Source organism: Halobacteriovorax sp. YZS-3-1 (assembly GCF_047084945.1).
Classification (GTDB): domain Bacteria; phylum Bdellovibrionota; class Bacteriovoracia; order Bacteriovoracales; family Bacteriovoracaceae; genus Halobacteriovorax_A; species Halobacteriovorax_A vibrionivorans.
Window position 1 is genome coordinate 1640599 of record NZ_JBKIYI010000001.1, and the last position, 11992, is coordinate 1652590.

The following is an 11992-nucleotide window of genomic DNA, read 5'->3' on the forward strand; positions in this document are numbered from 1 at the left end:
GTCAATTCAATGCCTTATACTTATCGACAAATTATCTATTTTCTTTATTTTATTAAGGTTTTCAATTCTGACCTAGTAAGTTGGGTAATTTATTGTTTCGACAAGAAAATAAGTCCTTGAAATTATGAATTGGATCACGTCATTTCATAGTGTTAAAATATATCTAAATTTCAAAATTTCTAAAAATATAGTGCCAAATTTTGTGGCCGTTTGAAGAAATAACTATTATTTGGAAGCAAAATCTCTATGTTTTTTACACCGAAACGATATTTAAAGATTACGGCCACTATAATCGACTTATGCCTATGTTTGTTTTTAAGCTACGGATTATTGTCAAATGAATTCGTGTTGGCACTGGCCAACTCTGTTTTTCATATTTCAAAGGATTCTCTCTCGATCCAGCATCTCTTTGTTTTTGTCGTGACTTATTTCTTCTATTATTTCTATTGCGCACTGTTGTTCAGTTTAACTTTTGGGCAATTAATATGTGGTGTAAGAATTATGGCCCCTAGCTTCTTTTTGCGAAGATTGGCCGCCATTATGCGATTAATACTTTTACCAATTCGTGTTGTACTTGACCTATTTTCTAGAGAAATTGAGCATCCTTGGAGTTCTAAATTAACAGCATCTCGCTTAGTATATCGTTCAAAAGTAATCTCTTACTTCTTTGCTACGTTAATCTGTCTCATAGCAGTCGCCTTAACACCTTTTAGTCCTTTGATGTATAAGCAACAACTTCTAGGACAGCAACAAGTTGATTATGGCCTAAAGAGTTTTGTGGAAGGGGATATTAAGGACTTTGAATCTTTTCAAGAAATTGGTTCAAAAACTTTGGGATTTTCTAGTTTCACAAACTTGGCAGATGGGCGTTTTGAGCTTATTCCAAGTTATGAAATTAGAAAGGTTTCCTCAAAAACAATCTTTCGTCCTTTAGTCTCTCTATGGGATAAGAAACTTTCAATTAAGGGCAGTTTTAAAATAGCTTCACGTTTTGATCTCTATGAGCTTGTTAAAGTCGCAAAAAATAATCTTTGGTTTTTTAGCCTTTACTATCCCGAACTTGATAAATCGTTGGAGTTATCAATTAAAGATGACAAGGACTACTTCTATATTAATCAACGAGCATCACTAGAGCTGTTTCAATTAATATCAAATGCTTTTCTTGTTGATTATAAAAATATTCCTAAATTAATAATGAAAGGACATTTCCAATTCCTACCATACCTTCAAATGAAACTAGAGCTATCTAAGTTACTTGAATTAACACACGATAATTATGTGGACTTCATTAAAAGTGGAGACACTATATTTGTACGTAAAAAAGATTATTCTGGTGAGAATATTATATACCGTGAAACTTTTTTTAGTCTCTCTCAGTTGAGACCTATTGTTTATAAAAGTGTTTGGGACAGACATCTTGATAATGATAAGTCACAGGCCGCTTTATCTAACGCACTTTTTTTCAAAGCTAGATGGGGAAAGAAAGTTGAGGAGAGATATGATATTTGGATTAAGGAGAGCTTGTTTAATCCTTTATTTGCCTTTGATTTTTTAAATGAAGCTGATCAGAGTAAAGATTATCGACGAAACTTTGAAAGATATATTTTAGGAGTTTACGTTGAGTCTGCTTTATCTGCCCTAGAGTCTAATCAGCAAGATTATATCGATACTGTTCGTTCAGCTTTGCAGCGTTATTCTTTAGTTTTTAAAATGGCATTAGAAAGAAAAGACATATTTTATTCTAAAGCGACAATTAAGGGTTTCAATGACATTCTTCTTGGCCTAAAATTAAAAGATAGAAAGCCAATTTTAGAAGTTAAGGAAAAGTTGAAATGACATTATGGATGGCCATTGTTTATGGAATAATTCAAGGATTAACAGAGTTTCTACCTGTTTCAAGCTCTGGTCATTTGGCCTTACTTCCATTCATATATGAGTTTAAAGACCCAGGAATATTCTTTGATTTAGCTATGCATGTGGGAACAGCTTTGGCCGTAGGTATCTACTTCCATAAAGATGTCTTAAGAATTTCAAAGAATGCAATTTTCTTTATTCTACCTGGAAAAACATGTGATGATTTCACTAAGAACTTTATGATCGCAACTTTTTTTACAGGCTTTTTTGCATTAATCTTAAAACCAGTTGCTGAAGCTTATGGAAGAAATGAAGTCTTTATTGCATTCAACTTAGCATTCTTTGGTATCTTATTGTTCATATCAGATCGCATAAGTAAAACAAATAAGAATATGGAAGGGTTTCGTGCCTCATCGTCTATTGTAATTGGACTATCTCAAGTACTGGCGATTTTCCCAGGTGTATCACGTTCAGGTATTACAATTACTGCGGCAAGATTCTTAGGGCTTTCTAAAGCTGACGCTTCTTCATTTTCATTCTTATTATCTCTGCCTCTTATTTTTGCAGCCTTTATGCTCAAAAGTTATAACTTAATGTCTAAACCACAAGGTGTGCAATTTGAGCTCTTTAATTGTGCAATAGGCATGTTGGTTTCATTCTTTGTGGGCCTTGCTACTATTCACTATTTTATGAAACTTATAAAGAGAATCCAATTTGGTTACTTTTTAGTTTATCGCTTGATTTTAAGTGCGCTAGTTTTTTATCTTCTCAAGTGATTCTTCAATTGTTATTTTAGGTGAATAACCAAAATCAACTCTTGCATTATCATGCTTGAAATAATGAGAAGTTCCCATTTGTAGGGCCACAAAACGTGTCATTGGTGGTTGATCGTCATACTTTCCTAGAAGCTTATAAACTAATTCGAAAATAAGGCCAATAAAGTATACGATCTTAAGAGAAACTTTACTACTAATAGGCTTTTCACCTTTGGCCTCTAGTATTTTATTAATGAAGTCCCATAGGTTGACGGGTTTCTCTTGGCCAATAAAATATGCTTTTCCTTGATTCTTGGCCTCTGTAGATAGCTCTTTTAGGGCCATGACATGTGCATGTGAAGCATTCTCTACGTAGTTAATATCAACTAAATTCTGGCCATCACCAATAATTTTTAAACGGCCACTTTTTGCCCTTTGAATAAGTCTTGGGATGATATTCTTATCGCGTTCTCCATAAATTAAGTGAGGCCTAATTGAAGTTGTTAGTATTCCATGGCCATTTGACTCTAGGACAAATCGTTCTGCAATAGATTTGGATTTTGCGTATTCATTAAGATATTTTTTTGGATAGGGAAGTGACTCGTCTCCATTTTTAATTTCGTCTTTTCCAAAGACTACGCTTGGTGTACTTGTGTAGATTAAATATTTTGCACCTTGCTCCTTCATAGCATTTACAAGGTTCTTTGTTCCATCAACATTAATGCGATGAAAGTCTTTACTCTTTCCCCACATTCCAACTTTTCCTGCAGCATGGAATACTGCATCGATATCTCTTAAGGCATTTTTAATATCTTCATAATTAGTTAGGTCGCCTTTTATTGTTTCGATACCGAGCTCGTCAACTTCTGAGGTGTGTCGACGAGAGAAGTTGATTACTTCATGTCCATCTTTTAATAAGTCTTTTGCAATATGATAGCCTAAGAAGCCAGTAACACCTGTAACTAAGACTCTCATGACTACCTCAGCTTCCCTGCTTGTGCTAGTTTTGATAAGGCCTTGCGATCAATTTTTATATTGTGGCGAATATCAACTGGAAATTTTGAGCAGATATAAATCTCATCGATATCCTTTGTGTGTGAGTGTTGATTGGCCATGATCTTTAACTCTTGTTTTAAACGAGATTTATTCATGACAAATGAATTTGGTTCAACACTTAAAGCAGGTCTAATGCGATTATTTTTTAGAATCCATATCAAAGCGGATTTCTCAACTAATGGATGTTTATTAAATATTGCTTCTATTGAGATTGGATAATATGTCGTGGCATGGGCCTTTACTTGATGGGCCTTGCGTCCATAAAACCAGAGTCTACCTTCGTTATCAATTCTTCCAATATCACCCATGCGGTGCCAGAATGTATCACCGTCATAGATTTTTGCTTCTCGTGTTTTGTCTTCTAATTCATGATAAGCGGCAGTAGCTGTTTTCGTTCGCACAATAATTTCACCAATCATTCCGCTAGGAAGCTGCCTTGTATCTTTTATATCTTTAATTACACCGTCTACATCTTTAATAATTCTAATTTCAACGCCTGGACAAGGTAGACCAATACAAGTACCAGAACCCTTAGCAGTTTCAAATTGTGTTTTGGTAAGAACTTCTTTTCCGTTAAAACAGCTAACTGGCAAACATTCAGTTGCTCCATATGGTGTATATGTGTCCGCATCTTCACGAGTCAGTCTTGAAAGTAGTCTTTCATGTACTTCATTGCGAACAGGAGCACCAAACATAACAATGTATTTTACAGTATCGAGTGTTTGATTCGTCTTTTCTAGATGACGTCCAACTCTATCCCATATAGCAGGTGAGCCAGCAACAAATGTTGCCTTATTATCATTGATATTTTTAATGAGTGCTTCGGGATCACATTTTGCTGGTTTACTCGGGTTCATGTCTGGGATTACGCTAGTCATTCCCATTGACATGGTAAAAAATGAAAATAGAGGAAACCCTGGAACATCAATATCTTCAGCAGTTAGATTGAATAATTCCTGTAGCACATCAGTTTGTCTGTTAAATATTTCATGTGTGTATTCAACACCTTTTGGCCTACCAGTTCCACCGGAAGTAAAGAGAATGGCCGCTAAGTCTTGAGGGGCAACTTCTTGTGTACTAAAGTCCCTATGTTCTTTATTTCTGAGTGAACTAATTGTTGTTAAAGAAGAAAGTATTTTACTTTCTGTAGTGAAATACTTCTTAATTGTTTTAAAGCTATCTTTTTTAAATAGCCTAAGAATATGCACAATATTAACTGCGATTAGATAGTCAGGTTTTGCATCTTTGATTGCTTTAAAAAGGTTCTTAAGGCCCATTCCTGGATCGATTAGAATAGGGATGGCCCCTAGTTTAAAGAGAGCAAAAGTAAGGGCAGGGAAGTCAAATGATGGTTTTACAAAAAGTAATACCTTGTCTCCTTTTTGGATACCTTCTTCATTTAAACAGGCCGCATAGTGAGAACTTAAGTCATTAAACGCTTTAAAACTTAATTGGTCATACTTATATCCACTGCCTGTTTTAACTGGAAACTTAAGACAAGTCTTGTCTGGAGTTTGTTGTGCCCAGTTCTCAATTCTAAGAGCTATATTCATTCAGAAAGCCTTTTATTTCTTTAAGACAATTTTCTCTTTCGTCTTCAATCACATAGTGACCAGCATTTTCATATACGACATACTTAGTCTTTGAGTCATCTTGGGGATAAAACTCTTTCCATCTCTTTAAGAACTTCATATTAAAACAGAAGTCCTTAGCGCCCCAGAGAAACATTTTTGGACATTTTACATTCTTTAGTCCATTTTCAATCTCTTCTAATCTTCCATAACTTGGATGGGACTTTGTTAGTGGAATATCTTTTACAAATCGAGCTGTAGCAATTCGATTCTTGTAGCTATTATATGGGTGAAGATAACCTTCTTTAATATGTTTAGCTAGAGGCTTTGTTGTGGTCATAAATGTTGCAGGCCAAGCAAAAGCATTAAACGTGCGAACCATTGGCTCTCCAATAAGAGGAAGCTTACAAAGAGCAATTCTTTTTGGGATATCAAGAGACTTAAATGCAGCTGTATTAAGTAGAATAACACCTGTTACACTTTCTGGTCTTGATGTTGCAACACCCATTCCAATAGCTCCACCCCAATCGTGAACTAGAAGTTTAAACTTCTTTATTTGGAGTTGATCAATAAGCATTAGGACGTTATTGATGTGATTTTCTAATGTATACTCATAGTCTTGTGGCTTATCTGATAGGCCACATCCAAAGTGATCAGGAACAATGCAACGATAATCTTCTTGTAATTCTTTTACAATATTTCTGTAATAGAATGACCACGTTGGATTTCCGTGAAGCATGATAACAACTTCACCTTCAGGATTACCTTCATCGAGATAGTGGTATTTATTGCCATTGATTTCAAGAAAATTATTTCTAAATGGGTATTCGTGTTGCCAAGTATCGATTGTCATATCCATTACCAAGTTACTCCTAGTACAGAACAAGAAAGACCAGAACCAATTCCTACAAGAGCAACTTTCTTACCTTTTTCAATTCCCTGTTCATCATTCATTTTTGCAAGTGTAATAGGAAGCGCTGCTGATCCTGTATTTCCTAAAGTATCAAATGTATCAAATGTCTGATGTTTATTTAGTCCTAGCTCTGTTAGAACGACTTCTTTATGTGCCTTACCAACTTGATGGCCGATAACGATATCAATTTCATTCGCTTTTAATTGAGACTCTTCAAAAGTTTTCTTTGCTAATGCCTTTCCGTATTTTAGTAATTCTTCAGAGTCTGTTTCCATGACAAGAGTCTCTGGGTTACCATCGCCTTGGCATAGCTTATTTGCTGTCGAGTCACTTCTGTTAATTATTGAAGTAATTTGAGGTGCATTAGGGGCCTCGCTCTTATGAGCTAGACAATATGCTACACCAGCAGATCCAATTGTTAAGTTTGCAAAAAACTTTTTAACGCTTTTTCTTGTAATCGTTTGATCTTCATTAAGTGTTTTAATTGTGTTTTCTAAAAGGGGAGCGCTATTTTCACCAGATAGAATAATTGCACGCTTTATAGCACCTGTTTCAATCATGTTGGCGACAACTTCCCATCCACTAATCATTCCTAAACAAGCATTTGAGATATCAAATAGGCTACAGCTTTGTGGCATTTCTAAATTAGAGTGAATAACCGAAGCCGTTGAGGGCTCTAAGAAGTCACGACATACACTGGAATTAATTAGCAGGTTGATATCTCTTTTTTGAATTCCTTTTTTAGAAAGCTTTTCTAAGAGTTTTTCTCCTGCCTGAGTTGCAATTGAACTTGGCCTAGTTGAATTTGGCCAAAAACCTCGTGACCTAATTCCCGTCATAAGCTCTAGTCTGCCATGAGGAAGTTTTAATCTTGTATATATAGGTTCAAGTAATTCCTCAAGTTTATCACTTGTTAAAACTTCTGGAGGATCTATATATGAGTAGTCTTCTATTACGACATTATTATACTTCATTTCTTTCCTTTCTTATTCCATTAGGCCATGTAAGTTTGCCATCGAAATTCCACTTAGCATTGAGCCTATGATTCCTAGGAATCCCTGATCTGTTCCACATAAGAACAGTCCATTAACTGGTGTTCTACCATCGCGTAGCTTCTGAGTTGAGCCGTAAACACATCCACGCATATGGCCTGTGTAGCGTTCAATTGTATGAGGTGTGAAAACATCTTTGAATTTCACATCAAGCTTCGCATTTGGATATATTGTTTTAAGAGTTTTTAATGATTGCTCGTATATTTCATTTTTCTTAGCTAAATAGGCTTTGCGATCAGTATTGACTAGTTCTTTCCACTTTTCGTAATTTGCCATGTAAGTAAGTCTAATTAGGCCTTCATTATTATCATCGTCTGCAAAATTATTTGGGAAACAAATGACTGCACTTTTGTCGTCGATAAAGTCGCTTGGAGCTCGATATTGATAATCTTCTTTTTCATTGTAAAAGAGAATAGTGTCATTCATATCAAAGTCTTTAGGTCTTTCATCTAAACACAGGATAGTCTCACAAAAGGTCATCGGGCCTACTTCTATCTTTTGAGATGTTTGGCCTTGAGTGATTGACATTGTTTCAGGGTGTCCTATACTTGAGATTACTTTTTCACATTCAAGGACTTCACCGTTTTCTAGTGTAACACTTGTTACTTTATCATTTTGTGTATTGATCGATTGGACACCTGCGCGAAAACGAAGTTCTCCACCTAGATCTTTATATTTATCAAGTAGGAGATTGATAATCTTTCGAACACCTCCATCTGGTCTAGCAAAACCCTCAAGATAAATACTTTTAAACATGATTACAAACTGAGAGAAATCCATGTCGTCTTCCCATGCAGATCCATAAATCAACAAAGGTGCAAAGATCATTGAGATAAGCTTTTCATTTTTTATATATTTTCTGGCAACATCTTTTGCCATAAATGTTTCATTAGTTAGGGCGACTTCATTGAAGTCTTTTATGTGTTCCACAAATAAATTGAATTCATCAATATGAGTAGGGAACTTTTCTGCAATGTCTTGAACTAAAGTAGCAAAGTCATTGTTGAAAGTAAGAGTTGTATCGGGAAAGATAATTTTTGATTGTTTTTGTTCAATTAATTCTAGCTCTTTCCATGGAATACGTAGTTGTTTTAAGAGTTTTGTAAGAGGTTTTCCTCTTTCTCCTCTTTGTGCAAAGTTAGTTAGAGCGTGTAGACCTACATCAAAATTTCTTTTACCTCGACGGTAGTATGAATTCAGTCCTCCCGAGATAGAATGCTTTTCTAGGCAGACAACTTTCTTACCAAACATCGCAAGCCTAATACTTGCAGCAAGTCCACTCATCCCAGCGCCAATAACAATTACATCATATTTTTGTGTCATATCGTTTCTTTTTAAAAATTGGCCACCTTTGGTGGCCATGTATCAATTTATTGAAATTTTGGTGTTAGATAAGCAACACAAGAGTTCATTGAAGCAAGCTCTGGGTAGTCTTCTTGAGGTACTTCTACAGCGTGTTGTTTCTTAAGCTCCATAACGATGTCTAGAAAGTCCATTGAGTCTAGATCTAGTTGGTCTCTTAGTGGAGTTGCATCATCGATTGTTGTTACATCATCATCAACTGCAATGTCTGCAATAATATCTACAACGATTTGTCTTACTTGTTCTGGTGTCATTTTCTTCTCCTGTAATTCTTTTTACTTTAAATTAAGCCTTAGCTTCGTATTTTTTTATAATTAGCGTTGAGTTAATACCTAACATTCCAAATGAATTGTTTAGGATATACTTCACATCTTTTTTTAGTGGCTTTTCTAAAACGAGTTGATCCATTGCACATTCAGGATCGATCTCATCAATTTTGTGACAAGGATGAACCATTCCATCTTCAAAGCTTGGAAGGTTTCCTGCTAGCTCTAATGCACCAGCAGCACCCATTGCGTGACCAATAAGGCCTTTTGTACAATTAACAGCAACTTCTGGAGCATCCTTAAATGCTTCTTTAATTCCTGAAACTTCTTGGATGTCGCCCATTTTTGTTCCTGTCGCATGAAGGTTTACAATATCGATATCCTTAATTGTAAGTCCTGCTTTCTCAATTGCTTTATGTACACATTGCATTTGACGCTCTGGATTTGGTAATACGAAATCTGAGGCATCACTATTTGTATGATAGCCAACGATTTCACCGTAAATTTTTGCACCACGAGCTAGTGCATCTTCTAGTCTTTCAAGTGTATATACACATCCACCTTCAGAGATAACGATTCCATTTCTATTGTTATCAAGTGGACGACTTGCTCTAGTCTGATCTTCTGGGAAGTCTGCTAGTGCACCTTGCGCCTTAAATGAAACATGGTTTCCAAATGAATTTGCCGATTCTGATACACCACCTGCAAGAGCAAGATCAACTTCTCCAAGTTGTAACATTTGTACCGCTTGGATTAGTCCCATATTCCCGGCCGCGCATGCAGCACCTATTGTATAGTGAGGCCCTGTAATTCCTAGATTTAGTGAAACTTCACCAGCAGGAGCATTGGCAACTGTTCTTGGATTGTGGTGATGAGTCCAAAGTGAATTATCTTCATTGTTATTCTTGTAGAATTGGAATAATTCTTCTTCTGTCTCTACTGGCCCATGCTCAGTAATTCCAAGATAGATCCCAATTCGAGACTTATCCATTTCATCGATATTGAGATTAGCGTCTTCTAGTGCTTCTTTAGAACAATAAACAGAGATGCTTCCTACGCGTGTCCCACGTTTTCTCATCTTTCCTTTTTGGTGCTTCTTTACATCAAAGTCACATTTTCCAACTGGAATTTCTCCCATAAATCGAACTTCTTCGTAAGTGATTCCTGACTTTTGTTCAAGAAGTGCTGAGCGGAATTCTCTTAAATTATTTCCATTTGGTGCTGTTAGTCCAACACCTGTAATCACAACGCGTGATAGATTCATTTACCTGCTCCATTATGTTTTTCATTTTCAATTTTTGATACAATATTTAGAAATGAGTTTCTTAAACCAGTCTTAAGTCCTGATTTAAGTTGATTAATATCTGTCATAGAGTTTTTTAATACTTTCGTCACAACTGGGAACTTCTCAATGGCCATATAAGGATTATCTAATTCTTTGCTAATAGAGATGATGAATTCGCTCAATGATTTTGCAAATCGAGTTGTCGTTAAAATATTTGTTAGTCGTGTTTTTCTTTTCTCATCTTTTATAAGGTTTAAAGACTCTGAAGTGATATTTTCAAATTCTTCGATGATTTCAAGTTCACGTTTCTTTACAATATTGGAAACGATGTTGATGGCATCATCATTGGCCTCATGGATTTTCATTCGTTTAATTTCAGGATGATCCTTAGTTAGAACCATCTTATATGTTGAAAGTGTTTTTAAGGCACTCGAAACTGCTGGTTGCGATAGACCTAAGATCTTTTCAATCTCATCAGAGGCAAGGGCCCTTGGAGAATAAACGAGTACACCAAAGACAGCGCCTTCAATGCGCTTAAAGCCGACTTTTGAAAAGAAAGCTTCATAATGAGGTAGATAGTCTAGAAGACTTGCCTCAATAATCTCAATTTCCATATTTTCAGTTACTTTCATCTTGAAATTCTTTACTCAAAAAACACGTTAATATTTCAAATATAAAATATAAGTAATATTGTCTAAGTGGTCAATCTTAAAAGGATCTTGCGCGTTTAAGAAGAGCATAGCGTTAAATGATGTGCTGCAAGGTGCATTCTGGTCCTAAAATAATATCTAGTTACATTAAGCACCTGTTAATTTTTCAACTTGGGGCCAGTATGCTACTAAAAACGTCAATTATGTGGTGTAAAAGTTGGCATGAATCTTGAACTAGTTTCACTATTCAATTTTAAATCAAGAAGATTTAACTTTAACACTATCGGCAGCGAGGGGTGTCGAGTTTTTGAAACGTAGGGAGAAAATTACATGAAAAACTTATTGGTTATTGCAGCGCTAGCAACTTTATTCGCATCTTGTGGACGTTCAGGTGGAGGAAGCAGTTCTTCTTCGACTTACGGTACTTACACGTCACCTTATGTTACAGCAAATGGATTTGTATCAGCTCTAAATAGTGTTGATCCTTATTACTATGACCTTAATACACTTGAAAAAGATGAATATGACTCTCTTAGAGAAGACTTCTTTGTTTACTGGGATGCTAAATATAATGAATTTGTAGCTATTGATATTACATACCTTAGAACTCTTGCTTATTGGGACTACTACTCAAATAACCAAGGTCTAGCAGATGAGTTCCGTGATGTTCAAAGTGATGATGCTTGGGACTATGGAATTATCGGTGACGGTTGGGGTGATGATTACGAAATCGTTGATCACGTAGGTTACGATGTATTTGGTGATCCAGTATTTGAAGGTTTTGATACTGGTTACTACTATGAAGATGAAGAAGAAACAATGGATACAGGTCTTATGGCCGCTAATGATGAAGAGTTAGAAATGTTTAATAAAGCTTCTCTTTATTCTCAAGCATTTAAACTTCCTTCAGATAAAGCTCTTTCTCTAGTAACGATGGAAAAAGAAGTTTCAAGAATGCTAGAAAATGCTAAAAATGGTGAACTTCTTGAAGAAGACCAAAAAGCAATTGCAAATAATATCAAGCACTTTACAGGTAAGTCGATTGAGGAATTCATGGCCGCAAAGAATGATCTAAATGCACGTGAACAAATCATTGATGATGTAGCTGGCCACTTAGGAACGACAACTCAGAATATCGAAGATGTTATCCTTCCAGAACTACTATCAATTGAATTATAAGTTGTTGATAAGACAAAAAATACCACACCGTAGAAGGGGCCTAAATTGG

At 35.7% G+C, this 11992-nt stretch carries 11 protein-coding genes; 3 read left to right on the forward strand and 8 right to left on the reverse strand.

From position 1 onward, the window contains the following. The first annotated feature begins 540 nt into the window (after positions 1 to 540). Together ACMAZI_RS07900 and ACMAZI_RS07905 are read left to right on the forward strand one after the other, a co-directional pair. A complete protein-coding gene (locus tag ACMAZI_RS07900) occupies positions 541 to 1836 on the forward strand; it encodes a hypothetical protein (RefSeq protein ID WP_412473427.1) in 1296 nt (431 codons plus the stop codon). Further along, positions 1833 to 2630, forward strand: coding sequence for an undecaprenyl-diphosphate phosphatase (locus tag ACMAZI_RS07905; RefSeq protein WP_115362941.1), 798 nt, complete (start codon positions 1833 to 1835; stop codon positions 2628 to 2630). The genes ACMAZI_RS07900 and ACMAZI_RS07905 overlap by 4 nt, the downstream gene beginning before the upstream one ends. On the opposite strand, the gene ACMAZI_RS07910 is transcribed toward ACMAZI_RS07905, so the two are convergent. From ACMAZI_RS07910 to ACMAZI_RS07945, 8 genes are read right to left on the reverse strand one after another with little or no spacing between them, the layout of a single operon-like run. Next, the gene (locus ACMAZI_RS07910) at positions 2607 to 3584 is read right to left on the reverse strand and encodes an NAD-dependent epimerase/dehydratase family protein (protein WP_115362939.1); all 978 of its coding nucleotides are present in this window, start codon (positions 3582 to 3584) and stop codon (positions 2607 to 2609) included. The two genes, ACMAZI_RS07905 and ACMAZI_RS07910, sit on opposite strands and share 24 nt — an antisense overlap. 2 nt (positions 3585 to 3586) lie before the next feature. Then, positions 3587 to 5218, reverse strand: a complete 1632-nt coding sequence (locus ACMAZI_RS07915) for a fatty acid CoA ligase family protein (RefSeq protein WP_120404889.1) — start codon at positions 5216 to 5218, stop codon at positions 3587 to 3589. Beyond that, positions 5202 to 6095 (reverse strand): alpha/beta fold hydrolase, encoded by an 894-nt coding sequence (locus tag ACMAZI_RS07920; RefSeq protein WP_412473426.1) that lies wholly within the window; start codon positions 6093 to 6095, stop codon positions 5202 to 5204. The genes ACMAZI_RS07915 and ACMAZI_RS07920 overlap by 17 nt, the downstream gene beginning before the upstream one ends. Further along, positions 6095 to 7123 (reverse strand): 3-oxoacyl-ACP synthase III, encoded by a 1029-nt coding sequence (locus ACMAZI_RS07925; RefSeq protein WP_412473425.1) that lies wholly within the window; start codon positions 7121 to 7123, stop codon positions 6095 to 6097. The genes ACMAZI_RS07920 and ACMAZI_RS07925 overlap by 1 nt, the downstream gene beginning before the upstream one ends. A 12-nt stretch (positions 7124 to 7135) precedes the next feature. Beyond that, on the reverse strand, positions 7136 to 8524 hold the full coding sequence (locus ACMAZI_RS07930) for a phytoene desaturase family protein (RefSeq protein WP_412473424.1): 1389 nt from the start codon (positions 8522 to 8524) through the stop codon (positions 7136 to 7138). 47 nt (positions 8525 to 8571) lie between these two features. Then, on the reverse strand, positions 8572 to 8817 hold the full coding sequence (locus tag ACMAZI_RS07935; RefSeq protein ID WP_115362930.1) for an acyl carrier protein: 246 nt from the start codon (positions 8815 to 8817) through the stop codon (positions 8572 to 8574). Positions 8818 to 8848: 31 nt separating this feature from the next. Then, on the reverse strand, positions 8849 to 10093 hold the full coding sequence (locus tag ACMAZI_RS07940; protein ID WP_115362928.1) for a beta-ketoacyl-[acyl-carrier-protein] synthase family protein: 1245 nt from the start codon (positions 10091 to 10093) through the stop codon (positions 8849 to 8851). Continuing rightward, entirely contained in the window at positions 10090 to 10746 is a 657-nt protein-coding gene (locus ACMAZI_RS07945; protein ID WP_115362926.1) for a GbsR/MarR family transcriptional regulator, read from the reverse strand. Before ACMAZI_RS07945 ends, ACMAZI_RS07940 begins: the two co-directional genes overlap by 4 nt. A 348-nt stretch (positions 10747 to 11094) precedes the next feature. Here ACMAZI_RS07945 and ACMAZI_RS07950 point away from each other — a divergent pair, with 348 nt between their 5' ends. Further along, positions 11095 to 11943: a hypothetical protein gene (locus ACMAZI_RS07950; RefSeq protein WP_115362924.1), complete on the forward strand. Its 849-nt coding sequence runs from the start codon at positions 11095 to 11097 to the stop codon at positions 11941 to 11943. The last annotated feature ends 49 nt before the right edge of the window (positions 11944 to 11992 follow it).

What these genes read in the sequence shown, in the direction of transcription:
- ACMAZI_RS07905 (WP_115362941.1), top strand. Translation starts at nt 1,833, where the DNA reads ATGACATTATGGATGGCCATTGTTTATGGAATAATTCAAGGATTAACA.
- ACMAZI_RS07900 (WP_412473427.1), top strand. Translation starts at nt 541, where the DNA reads ATGCGATTAATACTTTTACCAATTCGTGTTGTACTTGACCTATTTTCT.
- ACMAZI_RS07915 (WP_120404889.1), bottom strand. Translation starts at nt 5,218, where the DNA reads ATGAATATAGCTCTTAGAATTGAGAACTGGGCACAACAAACTCCAGAC.
- ACMAZI_RS07950 (WP_115362924.1), top strand. Translation starts at nt 11,095, where the DNA reads ATGAAAAACTTATTGGTTATTGCAGCGCTAGCAACTTTATTCGCATCT.
- ACMAZI_RS07935 (WP_115362930.1), bottom strand. Translation starts at nt 8,817, where the DNA reads ATGACACCAGAACAAGTAAGACAAATCGTTGTAGATATTATTGCAGAC.
- ACMAZI_RS07910 (WP_115362939.1), bottom strand. Translation starts at nt 3,584, where the DNA reads ATGAGAGTCTTAGTTACAGGTGTTACTGGCTTCTTAGGCTATCATATT.
- ACMAZI_RS07920 (WP_412473426.1), bottom strand. Translation starts at nt 6,095, where the DNA reads ATGGATATGACAATCGATACTTGGCAACACGAATACCCATTTAGAAAT.
- ACMAZI_RS07940 (WP_115362928.1), bottom strand. Translation starts at nt 10,093, where the DNA reads ATGAATCTATCACGCGTTGTGATTACAGGTGTTGGACTAACAGCACCA.
- ACMAZI_RS07945 (WP_115362926.1), bottom strand. Translation starts at nt 10,746, where the DNA reads ATGAAAGTAACTGAAAATATGGAAATTGAGATTATTGAGGCAAGTCTT.
- ACMAZI_RS07930 (WP_412473424.1), bottom strand. Translation starts at nt 8,524, where the DNA reads ATGACACAAAAATATGATGTAATTGTTATTGGCGCTGGGATGAGTGGA.
- ACMAZI_RS07925 (WP_412473425.1), bottom strand. Translation starts at nt 7,123, where the DNA reads ATGAAGTATAATAATGTCGTAATAGAAGACTACTCATATATAGATCCT.